This is a genomic window from Micromonospora sp. AMSO12t (assembly GCF_008806585.1).
Classification (GTDB): Bacteria; Actinomycetota; Actinomycetes; order Mycobacteriales; family Micromonosporaceae; genus Micromonospora; species Micromonospora reichwaldensis.
The window spans coordinates 1-17,671 of the sequence record NZ_WAAS01000130.1 but is presented as its reverse complement, the minus strand read 5'-3'; the positions used below and the strand labels follow the sequence as shown (position 1 = coordinate 17,671).

Sequence of the window (17,671 nt, the reverse complement as noted above, 5' to 3'; positions counted from 1 at the left end):
CCGTTCCGGTTGATCTACCGGGGGCTGGTCTGGTTCGCCAACTCGCCCCGTACGTTGATCATTTCCTACCTGCTGATGATCGTGGTGGCCGGCGTGATCTACGGCCACGTGGAGAAGCGCAGCCCGGCGGACGCCGTCTGGTGGGCGGTGGTGACCGCGTCCACCGTCGGCTACGGCGACATCTCCCCGGTGAGCTGGCAGGGCCGCACCCTCGCCGCGCTGCTCATCTCGACAATGGTGCTGCTGGTCATCCCGTTGATCACCGCGCACTTCGCCAGTCAGCTCATCGTCGACGACGACGCCTTCGAACACGAGGAGCAGGAGCAGCTGAAGGCCGACGTACGCCGGATGCGGGCGTTGCTGGAGGAGATCGCGGCCCGGCAGGGCATCGACCTGCCCGACCTTCCGCCGGAACGACCGGTCAGCGGGCCGGGCAGCGCAGCCCTTCCCGGGGCACGGTCAGGTCGATCAGGTAGGCGTCGACCGCCTCGGTGATGCAGGAGGTCTGCGGGTACGCGGTGTGCCCCTCGCCCTCCCAGGTGAGCACCCGGCCCACGCCCAGCATCGCGGCCAGCGCCGGGGTCTGCTCGTAGGGCGTCGCGGGATCGCCGGTGGTGCCCACCACCAGGATCGGCGGCGCCCCGTCGGCCCGGCCCGTCGGGTACGGGTCGCGACCGCCCGGCCACTCGGTGCAGGAGAGCAGGCCGACGGCCAGGGCCGGCCCGAACAGCGGGTACTTCGCCCGCCACTGCGACTGGAGCTGCCGGATCCGCTCCCGGCTCGGCTTCTCCTCCTCGTCGGCGCAGTTGACCGCCAGGTTGGCGTCGAACATGTTCGAGTAGTGCCCGTCGGAGTCCCGGTCGGCGTACGCGTCGGCGAGGCGGAACACGTCGCCCGGGTCGCCGCCCTCCAGCTTGTCGATGGCGACGGCCAGCTCCTGCCACCCCGACTCGGTGTAGAGCGACGAGATGATCGCGTAGAAGACCCAGCCCGCGGTGGCCTCCCGGCCGTCGTCACCGCGTACCGGGGACACCCGCGCCTTGTCGATCGCCGAGGTGACCGCGGCCCGGGCGTCCGGGGCGATCGGGCAGCGCCCGGCGTTGGCCGCGCACCACGTGGCGAAGTTGCCGAAGGCCCGCTCGAAGCCCTTGGCCTGGCCCTCCGAGCCGGCGATCAGGCCCTGCCGCGGGTCGACCGCGCCGTCGAGGACCAGCGCCCGTACCCGCTGCGGGTAGAGCTGGGCGTAGGTGGCCCCGAGCAGGGTGCCGTAGGAGTAGCCGAGATAGGTCAGCTTGTCGTCGCCGACGGCGGCGCGGACCGCGTCCATGTCCCGGGCGGCCTGCTCGGTGCCGTAGAGCGGCAGCTGGTCGCCGTAGCGGTCGCCGCAGCCACGCCCGATCTTCTGGCTGAGCGCGACGAAGCCGTCGAACGACTCCTGGCTCTCCGGGTCGGGGTCGTAGCCGAAGCTGGCGTCCAGCTCGGCGTCGGGGATGCACTTGACCGGGCTGGAGCGGGACACCCCGCGCGGGTCGAAGCCGACGATGTCGAACCGGTCGGTGATCGAGGCGGGCAGGCCGCCGAAACTCGGGCCGAAGGAGAGGTAGACGGCGGTGTCCACGCCGGAGCCGCCGGGCCCGCCCGGGTTGATCACCAGCGAGCCGATCCGGTCGCGCTGCTTCGTCGACCGGGCCCGCAGCAGCGCGATCTCGAAGGTCTGCCCGGCGCCCGGTCCGGCGGTCGCCCCGCCGCCCGTGCCCGTGCCCCAGTCGCGCGGCACCTTGATCCGCGCGCACTCGTAGCGCATGCCCGGCGCCCCGCGCCCGACCAGCTCCTCGGCCACCTCCGGGCAGGCCCGCCAGGTGGGCGCCGTGCCGGGGGCGGCGGCCTCGCCGCCGGCCTCCGTCCGGGGCGCGATCGCCGGAAGGGTGCAGCCGGCGGCGACCAGCGCGGCGGCGGCCAGCCCGGCGAGGGTGAGCCGGAACCGGCGGATCCGGTCGGGGGTGCGGGTCACGAGCGAGCCTCCGTGATCGGGTCGACGGCCAGGCTACGCCGGACCGGCGGCGGACCCCACGGTCACCGTGGGATCGCCGCGCAGCACCTGGTCCACATCGAACCGTACGGGCCGCTCGAGCTGGTCGTAGCGGCAGGATTGCGGTTCGCGGTCGGGCCGCCAGCGGACGAACCGGGCGGTGTGCCGGAACCGGTCGCCCTCCATGGCGTCGTAGCCGACCTCGACCACCAGCTCGGGGCGCAGCGGCTCCCACTCGAGGTTGCGGGCGCCCGTCCAGCGGCTCACCCCGCCGGGCAGGCGCTGGCCGCGTTCGTGGTCGCCGTGCACCCACGGGTGGTCGGCGCCGACGTCACGGTAGGGCTCCAGCTCCTCCAGCAGCTCCGCGCGGCGGGCCATCGTGAACGACGCGCTCACCCCGACGTGGTGCAGGACCCCGTCGTCGTCGTGAAGGCCGAGCAGGAGCGAGCCGACCACCGGGCCGGACTTGTGCCAGCGGAAGCCGGCCACCACCACGTCGGCCGTGCGGGCGTGCTTGACCTTGAACATGAGCCGCTTGCCCGGCTCGTAGGGCAGGTCGGCCGGCTTGGCGATCAGGCCGTCCAGGCCGGCGCCCTCGAAGACGTCGAACCAGCGGTGGGCGGTGTCGACGTCGGTGGTGACCTGCGTGACGTGCACCGGCGGCCGGACCCCGGCCAGCGCCGACTCCAGCCGGGCCCGGCGTCGCGGATAGGGCTCGTCGAGCAGCGTCTCGTCGTCGAGGGCGAGCAGGTCGAAGGCGACGAAGTCGGCCGGAGTCGTCTCGGCCAGCATCCTCACCCGGGACGCGGCCGGGTGGACGCGCTGGGCCAGCAGCTCGAAGTCCAGCCGGGGCTGCCCGCCCGGCCCGTCACGCCGGATCACGATCAGCTCGCCGTCGACCGCGCACCGCTCGGGCAGCTGGCGGCGGGCCTGCTCGACCACCTCGGGGAAGTAGCGGGTCATCGACTTGCCGCCCCGGCTGGAGAGCTCCACCTCGTCGCCGTCGCGGAACACGATGCACCGGAAGCCGTCCCACTTCGGCTCGTAGGTCATCCCCGGCGCGGTGGGGACCCGCGGGACGCTCTTGGCCAGCATCGGCTCGACCGGCGGACTGATCGGCAGCTTCACGGCGACCAGTCAACCAGACCGCACCGACAGTCGTGAGGCAGATCACGTCCGCGCGGCGGGTGGCGTGTCTGGCCGCGCGCCGCTCGTACCGCACCGGGCGAATCATAAAAGTGCAGGTCAGAGCTACCTTCGCGGGGTGTCGGAGTGGGTTTGCGGGTGCTGCGGGCGGTGGCGGGTGAGCGTCGAGCTGATCCGGGGCCGCTACCGGTACCGGCTGGTGCGCCGCTATCCCCGCCAGTTCGGCGGGGGCAAGGACGTGCTCGGCGAGGCCGGCTCCGTGGCGGAGCTGGAGGAACTGCTGCGCCGGCGTACCCCCCTCGGGCTGGCCGACCTGCGCGAGGCCGCCTGACCCGGCGGCGGCCGAGCCCGGCGGACGCCCGGCGACCCGCCGACCCGGCACCCCCGCGCGCCGGCGGACACGGACCGGCCGGCGGGCGCCTCGTCACGATCCCGCGCGCGGCGTCGTCGAGACTGGCAGCGGCGCCGCCGGGCGCCGACACGGGGAGGGGGCGCGATGCGGTTCGAGGCCGGTACGGAGGTGGCCGCCGAGGCGGAACGGGTCTGGGCGGTGCTGGTCGACGTCGAGCGGTGGCCGGAGTGGACGCCCTCGGTGCGCCGGGCGCAACGGGGAGAGGCGGGACCGCTCGCGGTGGGCGCCACCGCCCGGCTCGCGCAGCCGAAGCTGCGACCGGCGGTGTGGCGGGTCACCGAGCTGACCGAGGGCCGGTCGTTCTCCTGGGTCTCGGGCAGCCCGGGAGTGCGCACGCTCGGCGAGCACCGGGTGCTGCCGCTGCCCGACGGGCGCAGCCGCGTCGAGTTGGCCCTCACGCAGTCCGGGCCGCTCGCCGGGCCCGTCGGCTGGCTCTACGGCGACCTGATGCGCCGCTACCTGCGGATGGAGGCCGACGGGCTCAGGCGCCGCTGCGAGCGGGACTGACCGCCTTCTCCAACTGGGCGAGCCGGATGCCGTTCGCGTCCGGGCGGTGCCCGACCACCTGGTAGCCGTGCCGGTGGTAGAACCGCAGGTTCTGCTCGGTGTCCGCGCCCGTGAAGAGCGCGAAGCGGCGCACCCGGGCGGCGCAGGCCGTCTCCACCGCGCGCAACAGCCGTCCGCCGACGCCCCGGCCGTGCTGGTCCGGGGCCACGGAGAGCCGGCCGATGTGCGCGGTGTCGCCGTCGACGTGCGCCCGTACGGAGCCGACCAGCCGGTCGCCGAGCCGGGCGGTGAGCACCGTCGCCGGGCCCGCCAGCGCGGCCCGCACCTCGTCCAGGGTCTCGGTCAGCGGGGGCAGGAACGGGTCGGCGTAGCGCTGCGCCTCGGTGACGTACGCGGCGCGCTGCACGGTGAGGATCTCGCCGGCGTCCGTGACGTCGGCGGGGGCGATGCGCGGCTCGATGATCACTCCGACAGCCAACCACAGGCCGTCGGGCGGGCCGCCCGCGCCGCCCGTACGCTGGCGGTGTCCCGTCGAGCCGTGGGGGTGCGCCGTGCCGGCACTGACCTATCCGCACGTCGGCGCCACCGAGACCGGCGAGCTGCCGGCCGGCTGGCGGCACGTGCGGCACCGGGTCCGGCTGCCCGACTCCTGCTTCCCGGCGGCCGGGGACGCCGTGCTCGGCTGGCGCCTGCACCGGGCGGCCGGCATCCGGATCGACGCCGCCGCCGAGCGCGCCGCGCCCGGGATCCGGGTGGTCTCCGGGCTGGGCGTCGGCCCGCTGCGGCTGGCCGCGCCCTGCGAGGTGGTCTGGGCCGTCGACGACGGGCGGCGGGCCGGCTTCGGGTACGGCACGCTGCCCGGGCACCCGGCGCGCGGCGAGGAGGCGTTCGTGGTCAGCCACGACGCCGCCGGCCGCGTCTGGTTCGAGGTGGTCGCGTTCAGCCGGCCGGACCGGTGGGTCATGCGCGCCGCGGGGCCGGCCGGTCGGGCCTTCCAGCGGGCGTACGCCTGGTGGCTCGGCCGCACCCTGCGCCGTCTCTGCGCCCGACCCTGACCCGCACGTCGTCACCTGTCGGCGCCGGCATCCGCCGCCGCGACGCCCGCCGGGACCCGGTCAGAACCGGGCGAAGGAGCGGATCGGCATCCGCGGACCGTACTTCGGCGCCTGGACGCCACCGGCCGCCAGCAGCACGCAGACCCGCCCCCGATGCCCCCGGAACGGCTCCAGCAGGGCCAGCATCCGGGCGTCGTCGCCGCGCGGCTCGCCCGCCAGGGCCCAGGCCACCGTGTTCGGCACGTGGAAGTCGCCGACGCTGACCGCGTCCGGGTCCCCGTACGCGATGCGCACCACCTCGGCGGCGGTCCACGGGCCGATGCCGGCGACGGCGGTGAGCCGGCGGGTGGCCTCGGCGGAGTCCGCGCAGCGCTCCAGCCGGTCGGCGATGGCCGCCACGCGGCGCAGCGTCTCGGCCCGGCGCTGCTCCACGCCGAACGGGTGGAACACCCAGTACGGGGTGGCCGCCACCGCCGCCGGCTCGGGCGGCAGCAGCAGCGGCTGCATCGGCCCGGGCGCCGCCTCGCCGAAGTGCCGCACCGTCGCCGCGTACGCCCGGTAGGCCTCCTTGCCGGTCACCTTCTGCTCGAAGACCGCCCGCAGCAGTTGGCGGAAGACCTGCCCGGTGGCGGGCATGCGCAGCCCCCGGTGCTGGGCCGCGAGCCGCGCCACCACGGGGTGGTCGGCGGCGAGCGCCCCGAACCCGCTCACGTCGTCGCGGAGCCCGGCTATCGCGTCGGCCCACTGCACCAACCGGTCGGCACCCGGGCCGTAGCCCTCGGCGAGCAGGGCGCCGCCGGCCGGCCGCAGGGCGAGGGTGGCCGGACCGTCCGGGGTGCGGGCGGCCCACCAGAACGTGCCGGCCGCGACGCGCGCACAGGGGTCGTACGGGCTGAAGGTCAGCGCCCGGACCGACGCGGCCAGCCGGTACCCGGCGGGCGGGTGCAGCTCCCGACGCGCGGTGGGTTCGGTCCCGGTCACCCGCACATGCTGTCACGTCCCCGCCCCGTGACCGGCGACACCGCCGGGCGCACGCCGGCCCGGTGCCGTCGCCGGTCCCGGGGCGGCGACCGGCCGCGCCGGGAGCGGCCACCGGGACCGTGACGTCAGTACGAGTAGTTCGAGTCGCCCTGCCCGGCCTTGTCGTCGGACGGCGGGGCGACCGGCTTCGGGGTGCCCGGCGGCAAGCAGCTGAGGTTCTTCTTGCCGTCCGGCGCGACCACGAACCAGGTGCCCCCGACGCCCTGCCCCTTCCACTGGCCGGGCTTCTTGTCCCCGACGTAGCGGTAGAGCGGCCAGCCGCCGAGGGTGATCTGCCGGGTGCCGTCCTGACGGGTGACGGTGCCGACCTTGTCGTCGGAGACGCCGTTGAGCTCCGGGTCGCCGTCGGTCAGCGCCGGTGGCCACAACTGGGCGCACTTGTCGACGCAGTTCGACGAGGGCGGGTCGTTGGTGTCCTTGTCGAAGCGGTAGAGGATCCACCCGTCCTGGTCGGTGACCACGCTGCCCATCCGGGCGACCTTCCGGCCGTTGAGCTCCTCGGTCAGGTCCGCGTCGGCGGGGGGCGCGTCGGCGGCCGGGGACGGCGAGACCGAGGGCTCGGCCGCCGCGGTGGGTTCGGCGGCGGTCACGGCGACCGGGTTGGCCGCGCCCGGGTTCGCCCCCTCGTACCCGGCGGGAGCGCAGGCCGTCAACGCGACCATCGCGCTCGCCACGATGACGGTTCGCTTCATCTGTGCCACGTGCCCTCCTCGTTGATGCGGTTCACCGGTCAATACGGATAGAGCGTTGTCAAGGTTGAATGCGAAAGCATGGTCGATGTCACGGGAAATCGTTGAACCGGGCGGGCCGGAAATCCGTTTCCCGCGACGAGTGCGGTTTCCGTCAACGGCATTCGTGGAAACGGCACGCGGAATCGACGCCGGTCGTGCGGGCTGACCGGCGCCGATTCCGCGACGGGTGCTACATCTGCACCGTGACCAGCGGGCTCGCCACCCCGCCGGCGTCCACCGACTGCACCTGGAACTGCTTGATGTCGTCGAGTCGCGTCGACGTCGACGCCGACAGGCTCAGCTTTTCGGGACGCGCGTTGGTGCCGTACCCGGTGCCGGGCACCGACCAGGTGGAGACCACCTCGGTGCTGTTGTTCTTCCGCACCACGACGAGCCGGCACGTCCGGGGCCCGGGCAGCTTGGCGAGGATGAAGTCCACGCCCGTGCCGAAGTCCTTCGACACGACGAAGAAGCTCGCCTCGACGCCGGTGGTCGGGTCGACGACGTTGACCGGGTCGCCCTCCGGCAGCGTCCCGCCGATGTCCGGGTCGTTCGGATCGCTGGAACGGCTGACCGTCGGCGGGGCGACCTGCGCGGTGGCGGTCGGCTCGGCCACCACCTCGGGGGCACTGTCACCGGCGATGCTGGCGAAGCCGAGCCCGGTCGCCCCACCGAGGACCAGCACCGCCGCCGCCGTGGCGAGCAGCTGCCGGAACCGGTTGCGCCGCCGGTGGGCGCGGACCGCGACCAGCGTCCGGTCCAGCAGGGCCGGGTCGGTACGGGTCTGCTCCAGCGCGGCCATCGTCTCGCCGTCGATGTCGGAGAGCAGGCCCACGACCGGCACCATCGTCTCCAGCTCGGCGGCGCACGCCCAGCAGGTGGCGAGGTGCTCCTCGAACCGTTCCGTGTCGCGCTCGTCCAGCACGCCGAGCGCGTACGCCGCGACGTCCATGTGGTCCGCCCGGCTCATTCCGTCACCCCCCGTTCCTGCAGAGCCGTGCGCAGCGCGCGCAGCGCGTAGTAGACCCGCGACTTGGCGGTGCCGAGCGGAAGGCCCAGCTCCTCGGCCGCCTCCGGCACCGTCCGACCCCGGAAGTACGTGGCCACCAGGATCTCCCGGTGCGACTGGCTCAGCGTACGCAGCGCGTCCGCCACCGTCATCGTGCGCAGCACCCGGTCGGTGCTGTCCGCCTCGGCGAACGCCGTCAGGTCCCGGTCGTACGTCTCGGCGGGCCGGGCCTGCTCGCTGCGGTGCTCGTCGATGGCGATCCGCCGGGCCACCGTGACCAGCCACGGCCGCAGCGAGCCCTGCCCCTGCACGCCCAGCCGGTGCGCGTTGCGCCACGCCCGCAGCAGCGTCTCCTGGACGATGTCCTCCGCCCGCTGCCGGTCGCCGCCCGTGAGCCGCATGACGAACGCCAGCAGCGGCCCGGCGTGCTCGGCGTAGAGCAGCCGGATCAGTCGGTCCGAGTGACCCGCCTCGGTGGACGGTGCCGCCTGGTGGCGCCCCGGGGCGGATTTCGGCGTCACCGGCCCATTCTGGCGAGGCGCCTGGCGGGCGTCGACCCCGCGTGCCGCCGCGTCCGGCCGGGACTGGGACCGCGCGGACATCCAGTCCGGTCGCGCCCTGTCGCCGTGCCAACCGGCCGCCACCGCGTGCATGCAGACCTCCGGGTGTCCGATGACATCGGCCGCCTCCCACGGGCACGGCCGCCCGTTGGTACGCATCGCCCACGCGAACGGATCAACGGCACGCGGAAAAGATTCCGCTCCCGCACCCGGCGCTCCCGCAACCGGCGTGGTCACCTCGCCCGACGGCGCACGGAGCAGATTCCGCTCAGCGGCGCACGGAGAAGATCCCGGGCGGCGGCGGGGTCGAGTCGGTGGCGTCGGCGTCGCGGACGACCGGCGCCCCGCCCGCGAAGCGGTCGAGTTCCCCGCCGGCCAGCACCCGACCGGGGAACCAGTCCCCGGCGGCGCGCCGGGTCAGTTCCGGCACCGGCGGCTCGACCCTGCCGGCGACCAGCACCAGGTTGCCGTAGCGCCGCCCGCGCAGCACCGCCGCGTCGCCGACGAGGCAGGCCCGGGGCAGCACCGACCGGAGGGTGGCGACCTGCGCCCGGGCGTGGCGCAGCGGCGGGCCGTCGGCGACGTTCGCCAGGTGGAAGCCGGTGGGCCGCAGCACCCGGGCCACCTCGGCGGCGTACTCCACCGAGGTCAGGTGGGCCGGGGTGCGGGCGCCGGCGAAGACGTCGGCCACCACGACGTCGTAGCTGGCGTCCCGGCTGGCGGCGAGCACCGCGCGGGCGTCGGCCACCCGCACCTTGAGCCGGGGATCCGGCTGCCACGGCAGGGCCTGACGGACCAGCTCCACCAGCGCGCCGTCCACCTCGACCACCCGCTGGGCGGAGCCGGGCCGGGTGGCCGACACGTAGCGGGGCAGGGTCAGCGCGCCGCCGCCGAGGTGCAGCACCCGCAGCGGCGCGCCGGCCGGGGCCACCAGGTCGATCGCGGCGGCGAGCCGCCGGACGTACTCGAACTCCAGGTGCGTGGGGTCGGCCAGGTCCACGTGCGACTGCGGGGCGCCGTCCAGCAGCAGGGTCCACGATCCCGGCCGGTCCGGATCGGGCACCAGCTCGGCCTGGCCGGTGTCCACCCGCGCGGCCACCGTGTCGGCCGCCCGCTTGCGTCCCATCAGCGCCGTCCCCGGGCGGCGGCGGTGAGCACCCGGTGCAGCAGCCGCGCGTCGCCGAGCAGCGCCCGCAGCCGGCGCTCCAGGCCGGCGATCGGGATCAAATTTTGCGGCGCCCGCGGGTCCTTGTAGGGGGTGGAGGCGAAGCGGGGCAGCGTGACCAGCGACAGGTCGGCCAACCCCACCGCCTCGTCGACGCTCAGCTCGGCGGAGCACTCCATCCGGACGATGCCCGCCCACGGCGCGCCGAGGGCCACCGGCAGCCGCATGTACCACGACCAGCCGCCCCAGGCCGTGCCGAGCTTGAACACCGGGGAGCGCTCACCGGCCGCCAGCTGAGTGACCACGGCGGTCAGCCGGGCGTCCAGGTACTGGCTGTGCTGGGTCTTGATGTAGCCGACCGTGCGCGGCAGCTGCCGCCGGTTGCGCAGCGGGCCGTCGACCACCAGCAGGTCGCCGTCGGTGCGGGCCGCCCCCGAAACCTCCACCTCGAGCGCGGTCAGCGGCCCCTGCACGGCGGCCGGGAGCTTGTTCAGCTCGCCCGTGCCGCTGACCCGGTGCACCGGGTAGCGGACGCTGCCGGCCACCACGTCCACCGCCGAGGGACTGGCCGTGAACAGCCCCCGGCCGACCCGCGCGCCGGCCAGCTGCGCTGCGCCGCGCTCCAGGTCGCACCGGACCACCCCGGCGGCGTACGACGCGGCCAGGCCGGGGAAGGACGCCCCGTCGTCCTCCGCCGTCCACACGCTCGCGTCGATCCGGCGCACCCCGTCGACGAGCAGCACCACGTCGGGGGCCCGTACGCCGGGACGCGGCCCGATCGCCCGCCAGTCGACCGCCGGCAGCTCGGCGTCCGCGTCGACCTGAGCGCTGCTCGGCGCCGCGGGACCGCCGCCGCCCGCCGCCTCGAACGAGGCGCCGTACGCCGGATCCCACGCGTCGACGAAGAACCGGGGATCGGTCACCGCAGCGATCCTTCCGTCGCGGACGCCGCCGCCCCGCCACCGGGCCGGCCGGGCGGGGCACCGCGTGGGGCCCCGCTCACCGGCCGGTCCGTTCGACGCGCGCCGATCGGGCGTCCTTGCTGACCTCGAAGCGGACCGGGATGCGTTCGGCCAGGGCCGGCACGTGGGTGACCACACCGACCACCCGGTCGCCCCGGGCGGCCAGGCTCTCCAGCGTGGCGGCCACCGTGTCGAGGGTGGCCGCGTCGAGCGTGCCGAAGCCCTCGTCCAGCACGATCGACTCCAGGCTCGCCGCCGTCGTGGACAGTCCGGCGAGCTGCTCCGACAACGCCAGCGCCAGCGCCAGCGACGCCTGGAAGGTCTCGCCGCCCGACAGGGTGCGCACGCCCCGGCGCAGCCCCGCGTCGTGGTGGTCCACCACGAAGAACTCGCCCTTGTCGTGCACCAGGTCGTACTGCCCGCCGGAAAGCTCCCGCAGGATGCCCGAGGCGCCGTCGACCAGCAGGTCCAACGCCTCGGCGAGCAGCCACCGCTCGAAGTTGTTGGCCCGCAGGTGCCCCGCGAGGGCCCGCGCCACCTGCGCCTCGCGCTCGTACCCGGCCCGCTGCTCGCGCAGGCCACCCGCCTGCTCCCGGCGCCGCTCCAGCTCGCGCAGGTCGGCCTCGGCCCGCTCCAGGGCGCGGTCGGTGGCGCGTAGCGGATCGTCGGTGGGCGGCAGCCCGGCGGCGGCGAGGACGCCCGCGATGCGCTCGCCGACGCCGGCGGCCACCGCCTCGGCCTGCGTCACCGCCGCGGCCCGCCCGGCCCGCTCCGCGCGGCGGCGCGCCGACTCCTCGCCGGCCCATCCGGTGAGGGCGGCCCACGCGGCGCCCAGGTCCTCCCGGTCCGCCGTCGGCGGCCCGAACCGGGCCAGCCCGTCGCGGGTCGCGTCGAACGCCCGCCAGGTCGCCCGCAGCCGCTCCTCGGCGGCGTCCACCGCCGCCCGGGCCCGCCGGGCGGCGTCCCGGCCGGCCCGCACCGCCGCCGCCGACTCCTCCAGCGCCCGGCGCAGCCGCGCGTGGTCGTCCAGCTCGCGGCGCAGCACCGCCGGCTCGGCCGCCCCGGTCAGCTGGTCGTCCAGCTCGGCCAGCCGCGCCTGCACCTGGTCCTGGCGGGCCCGCGCGCGCAGCAGCACCCGCTCCAGCTCCCGGGCCGCGCCGTCGCGCTCCTGCACCACGGACTGGGCGGCCTTGCTGGCGGCCCGCGCCGCCCGTCCCGCCGCCGTCGCGGCGGCCACCGCCGAGTCGGCCGGCACCGCCGGCACCGACGCGACGGTCTGCTCGCAGACCGGGCAGGCGGCCCCGGCGCGCAGGTGCGCGCGCAGCGCCACCGCCTGGTCGGTCGCCTTCGCCTCCTCGTGGGCGCGGAAGGCCGCCTCCAGCTCCGCCTCGGCCCGCTCGGCCGCCGCCCGCGCCTCGGCCAGCGCCGCCACCGCCGCGCCGTGCTCGGCCTGCGCCCCGGTCACCGCCGCGCGGACCGCCTCCGCCTCGCCGGCCAGCTTCTCCCGATCCGTGTACGCCCGCAGCAGCAGCCGCAGCGCGCTCTCGTCGCCGGCGGCGGCCAGCTCGCCGCGCAGCTTCTCCTCGCGCTCCTCGGCCAGCGACACGGCCGTCGCCGCCTCGTCCGCGCCGGTCCGCGCCGCCGCGACCGCCCGGGTCACCTCCGCCACCCCGTCCGGCGCGCGCACGGCGGCCAGCACCGCCAGGTCGGCGTCGAGGGCCGCCAGGGCCGCGCCCGCCTCCCGCGCCGTCGCCCGGGCGGCCTCCAGCTCCGGTACGGCGCCCGCCACCGCCCCGGCCAGCTCCCGCATCCGGCCGACCCGCCCGGTCGTCGCCTCCAGCGCGGCGTCGTCGACGTCGGTGAGCCCGGCGAGCGCCTGGTCGACCGCCTCCAGCTTCGCCTCGGCCTGCGCGGCCCGCGCGGTCGCCCGCTTCTGCACGTCCTCGTAGACCCCGAGGCCGAGCAGGTTGACCAGGATCTGCTGCCGGGTGGCCGGCTTGGCGTGCAGGAAGTCCGCGAACTGCCCCTGCGGCAGCACCACGCAGCTGGTGAACTGCTCGTACGGCAGCCCGACCGCCTCCAGCACCGCCTGCTCCATCTCGGCGGGGGTGCCGGCCACCACCTCGCCGAGGTCGTCGGGGCTCAGCCCGGTGTCGAGCTTGGTCACGTCGAAACCGGCCGGCATCAGCTGCAACCCGGCGTTGGCCGTCTTGACGTTGCCCCGGCCGTCCCGGCGGACCACCCGGGTCGCCACGTAGCGGGAACCGGCGGACTCGAAGACCAGCCGGACCCGCGCCTCGGTGGCCGACGGCGCCAGGGCGTTGCCCAGCCCGCGCGCCCCACCCCAGCGGGGCACCGTGCCGTAGAGGGCGAAGCAGATGGCGTCCAGCACCGTCGACTTGCCGGAGCCCGTCGGACCCACCAGCGCGAAGAAGTCGGCGTCGGTGAAGTCGATCGTGGTCTCGTCGCGGAAGACGGTGAAGCCCGCCATGTCCAGCCGCATCGGCCGCATCAGTGCTCGACCTCCTCGAAGAGCTCGTCGAAGAGCTCCCGCACCCCGTCGTCGGTGTGCCCCCGGCTGTCCAGGTAGTCGGCGAAGAGCTGCCGGGGCGAGCGGCCCGCCCGCTGCGCCACCCGCGTGCCGCTGCCCGGGGCGGGCAGCAGCTCCGGGTCGATCCGGATCTCCAGGGCCTGCGGGAGCAGCTCCTGCACCTCCTCGCGCAGCCCGGCGCGCGGCTGCTCCCGCACGTAGACCCGCAGCCAGGCGTCCGGCACGTCCATCTCGGCGAGCTGGGCCAGGGTGCCCCGGACCGTCCGCAGCGTGGTGGCGGCGGTCACCGGCACCTCGCGTACCTGCGCCGCCGTGGTCGCGGTGACCTCGACGACGGTCACCGACGGCACGTTCTCCTGCTCGCCGAAGTCGACCGCCAGCGGGCTGCCGCTGTAGCGGATCGGGCAGGGGCCCAGCACCCGCTGCGAGCGGTGCAGGTGGCCCAGCGCCACGTAGTGCGCCGTCCCCGGGAAGACGGTCGCCGGCACCGCGTAGCCCAGCACGGTGTGCGCGTCGCGCTCCCCGCCGCCGGTGGTCGCCCCGACCACGGTGACATGGGCGGTGACCAGGTGCACCCGGTCCGGCTCGGTGAAGCTCTCGGTCAGCCGGCCCAGCACCCGGCCCAGGTGGTCGGCGTACGTCTGGGTGGTCTCGGCGGCGGTCAGCTCGTACATCTCCACGGCGCGGATGGCGTAGCGCTGGGAGAGGAACGGCAGCGCGGCCAGCCGCCAGCGCTCACCGCCGGCGGTGGTGCCGTCGACGACGTGCTCGTCCGGGTTGTCCCGGACCCCGCCGCGCAGGGTGATGCCGGCGGCCTCGGCCCAGGGCCGCAGCGCGTCGAGGGCCTGGCCGTTGTCGTGGTTGCCGCCGATGGCCACCACGTCGGCGCCGGTGCGGCGCAGCGCGGTCAGGGCCCGGGTGACCAGCCGGGTGGCCTCGGGCGTCGGGGCGGCGGTGTCGTAGAGGTCACCGGCGACGATGACCAGGTCGGGTGACTCGGCGCGGGCGACGTCGATCACGCCGGCCAGGACCCGCTTGTGCTCCTCGGCCCGCGACTGCCCCTTGAGGACCTTGCCGACGTGCCAGTCGGAGGTGTGCAGGATCTTCACGGGTATGTCCCCCTAGAACGGGATGTCGTCGTCGGAGGTGCCGCCACCGGAGCCGACGACGGCGAACGGGTCGACGGACTGGGTGATCGACCGGAGCGTCTCGGACGGGGCGCGGCCGGCCTCGGAGACCCGGGTGGCCCAGGCCGGGAACGGGAATTCCAGGCAGAGCGGCACCGGGATGTCGGGCTGGTTGACGAACATCGTGCCCGGCTTGGCCAGCAGCGCGCGCTGGCGCTGGGCGGGCGGCAGGAAGCCGTACTCCGGGCGGGACGCCTCGGCCGGGTCGAGCCGGCCCACCACCCGGATCGCCGAGTTGGTGACGATCCGCCGCTCCACCTCGCTCGCCGTCTGCTGGGCGCCGACCAGGATCACCCCGAGCGAGCGGCCCCGCTCGGCGATGTCGAGCAGCACCTCCTTGATGGGGGAGGAGCCCTCGCGGGGGGCGTACTTGTTGAGCTCGTCGAGCACCACGAAGAGCAGCGGCTTGGCGGTGCCGGCCTTCTCCTTGCGCTCGAACTCGCTCTTGAGCGTCACGCCGACCACGAACCGCTGCGCGCGGTCCGGGAGGTTGTGCAGGTCGACCACGGTGACCTGGGCGCTCTCGGCGGTGTTGATCGAGTGCGGGCGGCGGGTGGCCAGGTCGCCCCGGATCAGCCGGGACAGGTCCTTCTTGCTGCCGATCAACCGCCGGGCGAACGCGTTGATCGTGCCCAGCCCGACGGCACTGCCGGCCCAGTCGGAGCGGGTCTCGTCGTCGTTGAGCTGCTCGACGACGTGGTCGACCAGGTCGGCGTACGAGCCGAGCCGTACCCCGTCGATGCTGATGCCGCCGTCGGCGGGCTGCGCGTGCCGGGCCAGGTGGGCGGTGACCGAGTGCACCACCATCGTGTACTGCTGGCGTTCGTCGTCGGCGTCGGCGAAGACGTAGGGCAGCAGGCGGTCGGCGCAGAACTCGCTCAGCGTCCAGTAGAAGCTGTCCACCCCGGTGAGGCGGCTGCTCACGTCGGGCGTGCCGGAGGAGTCGCCCACCCGGGGCGGGGCGTAGACCCGCACGTCCGGGAACGCGCCGGCGGCCAGGCCGAGCTTCGCGTACGCGGCGCGGGTGGGGTCGTCCAGCCGGGTGTTGGGATGGTCGAGGAAGAGTAGGTCCTCGCCCTTGACGTTGAAGATGAGCGCCTTGGCGTTGACGGCGTCGCCGCCCAGCACCCCGGAGCGGAAGACCGAGTAGAGCAGGAAGGTGGCGAAGCTCGTCTTCGTGGCGACCCCGGAGATGCCGGAGATCGACACGTGCGCGCCCCGGCTGCCGTCGAGGAAGTCGGCGTTGAGGTAGACCGGCACCCCGTCGCGGCCCATACCCATCGGGATGCGCCGCTCCATCCGGTCGAAGTGCAGCGCCCGGGCCCGGGCGTCACCCTCGGCGCGGTGCACCACCGCACCGGGCGACGGCGGCACGTAGAGCTCCGGGTCGACACGGGTCGTGGTGATCTCGGCGGCCTCCTGCACCTGCGCGGGCAGCGTGCCGTCGGCGATGGCGAAGACGTCGGAGTCGAACTGGGCGCCCTCGTGCCGGGCGCGGACCTGCGTGACCACCCCGGCGATCGTCACCGGCTCGCGGTCGGGCAGCTCCCGCCGGGTCACCACGACGTCGTCGAGCTGGAGGTAGCTGTCAGGGGAGACCGCGGTCCAGAACTGCAGGGGGGTGGCATCGGCGGTGCCCAGCACCCGGCCGACCACCTCGCCCGGGCCGTCGAACCCGTCGTCAGTCATCGGGCAACTCCGGTCGGCTGGTCGTCGCGGTCGGGGCACACGCCCTGCATCCTGCCCGAGGAGTACGACACGTTGCCACGCGACGCGGCGGACGCCACCCCGCCGTCGGCGCTCGTCAACCGCAGGGTGCCCGCCCGGTCACGGTCGGTCGCGGGCGTAGCGGAGCATGAGCACCCCGTCGGCGGCGGCGAGCACGTGTCGCAGCGGCAGGTGGCGTACGTCGCTGGGGTCGCCGGCGGTGATCCGCCCCGGGCCCGCCCCGGCCAGCAGCGGGGCGACGGTGAGGCAGACCTCGTCCACGAGGTCGGCGGCGGTGAGCGCGCCGAACAGTTGCGGGCCGCCCTCGCAGAGCACCTGGCCGAGGCCGCGGCGGCGCAGCTCGGCCAGGCCCGCCGCGAGGTCGACCCGGCCGTCGCCGCAGCGCACCACGTCGGCGACACCGGTCAGGCCGGGGGGTGCCACGGCGTCGGCCCGGGTGAGCACCACGGGCCGCACCGGCGCGTCGGCGAACGCGGCCTGCGCCGGGTCGAGGTCGAGCGAGCCGGAGACGACGACCAGCGTCGGGTACTCGGCGAGCCCGTGCTCGCGGCGCCACGCCCGGCGCCGCTCGTTGAGGCGTACCGCCCGGTAGCCCTCGTGCCGCAGCGTGCCGGCGGCCACGAGCAGGGCGTCGCAGAGCATGCGCAGCAGCCCGAAGACGCGCTTGTCCGGCTCGCTGGAGAGCCCGGCGGAGTAGCCGTCGACGGAGACACCGCCGTCCACGCTGGTCACGAAGTTCATCCGCAGGTGGGGGCGGTCGGAGCGGCCGTAGAGCGCGGTGAGCGCGGCGTCGTCCAGCGGTCGCGCCGACGCCCGCGGCCAGAGCGCCGAAATCGGGATTCCGACGTTCATTCGCCGGCCGGACCGGTGACGGGAGGGGTGGGTCGGGGGGTACGGTGCTGGCAGTCGCACCAGTTCCGCCCCGGACAGTCGTCGTGCCGCCTGGCCCGGCACGCTCGGCAGATCATGCCCGCAGCCTATGCCGAGGAAGGATGGGACAGCATGCCGCGTCAGATCTTCCAGCTGAAGATTTCCCTGGCCGGGGTCCGGCCGCCCGTCTGGCGCAGGGTGCTCGTCCCGGGCGGCTACACCCTCGACCGGCTGCACCGGGTGGTGCAGCACGCCATGGGCTGGCGGGACTGCCACCTGCACTCGTTCGAGATCGAGGGTCGCCAGTACGGCGAGCCCGATCCCGACGGCGAGCTGGCCCTGCGCGACGAGTTGGACGTCCGCCTCGACGCGGTGCTCGGCAAGGGCAGCCGCTTCCACTACACGTACGACTTCGGCGACTGGTGGGAGCACGACCTGGTGGTGGAGGACGCCTTCACGGCCGATCCGGACGAGCGGTACCCGTCCTGCCTGGACGGCGAGCGGGCGTGCCCGTCCGAGGACGTCGGCGGCCCGGCCGGCTACCAGGCGCTGCTGGCCGCGTTGACGGACCCGGCCCACCCCGGGCACCCGGAGGCGCGGGACCGGGTGGGCGACCGGTTCGACCCGGCCGCCTTCGATGCGGGCCGGGCCGGCACCCTGCTGCGCCGCTTCTGCTGAACCGCCACGCCGCCCCCGCCGCGTGGCCCCGCCGCTGCCG

The 17,671-nt window shown here is 75.3% G+C and carries 18 protein-coding genes; 5 read left to right on the top strand and 13 right to left on the bottom strand.

The window, feature by feature from the left end:
• On the top strand, positions 1-495 hold a 495-nt coding region (locus F6X68_RS19260), incomplete at its 5' end, for an ion channel (protein ID WP_225852301.1).
• Here the strand turns inward: F6X68_RS19260 and F6X68_RS19255 are convergent.
• Both F6X68_RS19255 and F6X68_RS19250 read right to left on the bottom strand, forming a co-directional pair.
• Positions 422-2,011 carry an alpha/beta hydrolase gene (locus tag F6X68_RS19255; protein WP_151455600.1) on the bottom strand — a complete coding sequence of 530 codons (1,590 nt, stop codon included), beginning with the start codon at positions 2,009-2,011 and terminating at the stop codon, positions 422-424. The genes F6X68_RS19260 and F6X68_RS19255 overlap by 74 nt on opposite strands.
• A 33-nt stretch (positions 2,012-2,044) precedes the next feature.
• Positions 2,045-3,157 (bottom strand): ATP-dependent DNA ligase, encoded by a 1,113-nt coding sequence (locus F6X68_RS19250; protein ID WP_151455599.1) that lies wholly within the window; start codon positions 3,155-3,157, stop codon positions 2,045-2,047.
• A 136-nt stretch (positions 3,158-3,293) separates the two neighbouring features.
• Here F6X68_RS19250 and F6X68_RS19245 point away from each other — a divergent pair, with 136 nt between their 5' ends.
• Together F6X68_RS19245 and F6X68_RS19240 are read left to right on the top strand one after the other, a co-directional pair.
• Positions 3,294-3,506 (top strand): hypothetical protein, encoded by a 213-nt coding sequence (locus F6X68_RS19245; protein WP_132233121.1) that lies wholly within the window; start codon positions 3,294-3,296, stop codon positions 3,504-3,506.
• Between the two features lie 165 nt (positions 3,507-3,671).
• Positions 3,672-4,094, top strand: a complete 423-nt coding sequence (locus F6X68_RS19240) for an SRPBCC family protein (RefSeq protein WP_151455598.1) — start codon at positions 3,672-3,674, stop codon at positions 4,092-4,094.
• On the opposite strand, the gene F6X68_RS19235 is transcribed toward F6X68_RS19240, so the two are convergent.
• The gene (locus tag F6X68_RS19235) at positions 4,069-4,557 is read right to left on the bottom strand and encodes a GNAT family N-acetyltransferase (protein ID WP_370518964.1); all 489 of its coding nucleotides are present in this window, start codon (positions 4,555-4,557) and stop codon (positions 4,069-4,071) included. The two genes, F6X68_RS19240 and F6X68_RS19235, sit on opposite strands and share 26 nt — an antisense overlap.
• A gap of 88 nt (positions 4,558-4,645) precedes the next feature.
• On the opposite strand from F6X68_RS19235, the gene F6X68_RS19230 reads away from it, so the two are divergent.
• Positions 4,646-5,149, top strand: coding sequence for a DUF1990 family protein (locus tag F6X68_RS19230; protein ID WP_225852300.1), 504 nt, complete (start codon positions 4,646-4,648; stop codon positions 5,147-5,149).
• Positions 5,150-5,209: 60 nt separating this feature from the next.
• Here F6X68_RS19230 and F6X68_RS19225 read toward each other — a convergent pair whose 3' ends face one another.
• From F6X68_RS19225 to F6X68_RS19180, 10 genes are all read right to left on the bottom strand, one after another.
• Positions 5,210-6,130 (bottom strand): DNA-3-methyladenine glycosylase, encoded by a 921-nt coding sequence (locus tag F6X68_RS19225; RefSeq protein WP_151455595.1) that lies wholly within the window; start codon positions 6,128-6,130, stop codon positions 5,210-5,212.
• Between the two features lie 125 nt (positions 6,131-6,255).
• Entirely contained in the window at positions 6,256-6,891 is a 636-nt protein-coding gene (locus F6X68_RS19220; RefSeq protein WP_151455594.1) for a hypothetical protein, read from the bottom strand.
• A 220-nt stretch (positions 6,892-7,111) separates the two neighbouring features.
• A complete protein-coding gene (locus tag F6X68_RS19215; protein WP_151455593.1) occupies positions 7,112-7,891 on the bottom strand; it encodes an anti-sigma factor in 780 nt (259 codons plus the stop codon).
• Entirely contained in the window at positions 7,888-8,583 is a 696-nt protein-coding gene (locus F6X68_RS19210) for a sigma-70 family RNA polymerase sigma factor (RefSeq protein ID WP_151455592.1), read from the bottom strand. Before F6X68_RS19210 ends, F6X68_RS19215 begins: the two co-directional genes overlap by 4 nt.
• Before the next feature lie 175 nt (positions 8,584-8,758).
• Positions 8,759-9,616, bottom strand: a complete 858-nt coding sequence (locus F6X68_RS19205) for a spermidine synthase (protein ID WP_151455591.1) — start codon at positions 9,614-9,616, stop codon at positions 8,759-8,761.
• Positions 9,616-10,578, bottom strand: coding sequence for a hypothetical protein (locus F6X68_RS19200; RefSeq protein ID WP_151455590.1), 963 nt, complete (start codon positions 10,576-10,578; stop codon positions 9,616-9,618). The genes F6X68_RS19205 and F6X68_RS19200 overlap by 1 nt, the downstream gene beginning before the upstream one ends.
• 76 nt (positions 10,579-10,654) lie before the next feature.
• The gene (locus tag F6X68_RS19195; RefSeq protein WP_151455589.1) at positions 10,655-13,129 is read right to left on the bottom strand and encodes an AAA family ATPase; all 2,475 of its coding nucleotides are present in this window, start codon (positions 13,127-13,129) and stop codon (positions 10,655-10,657) included.
• Positions 13,129-14,277, bottom strand: a complete 1,149-nt coding sequence (locus F6X68_RS19190; protein ID WP_151455588.1) for an exonuclease SbcCD subunit D — start codon at positions 14,275-14,277, stop codon at positions 13,129-13,131. Before F6X68_RS19190 ends, F6X68_RS19195 begins: the two co-directional genes overlap by 1 nt.
• 12 nt (positions 14,278-14,289) lie before the next feature.
• Entirely contained in the window at positions 14,290-16,044 is a 1,755-nt protein-coding gene (locus tag F6X68_RS19185) for an ATP-binding protein (protein WP_151455587.1), read from the bottom strand.
• Between the two features lie 138 nt (positions 16,045-16,182).
• Positions 16,183-16,935, bottom strand: a complete 753-nt coding sequence (locus F6X68_RS19180; RefSeq protein ID WP_151455586.1) for a pyrimidine reductase family protein — start codon at positions 16,933-16,935, stop codon at positions 16,183-16,185.
• Positions 16,936-17,085: 150 nt separating this feature from the next.
• On the opposite strand from F6X68_RS19180, the gene F6X68_RS19175 reads away from it, so the two are divergent.
• On the top strand, positions 17,086-17,631 hold the full coding sequence (locus tag F6X68_RS19175) for a plasmid pRiA4b ORF-3 family protein (RefSeq protein WP_151455585.1): 546 nt from the start codon (positions 17,086-17,088) through the stop codon (positions 17,629-17,631).
• Positions 17,632-17,671 lie beyond the last annotated feature (40 nt).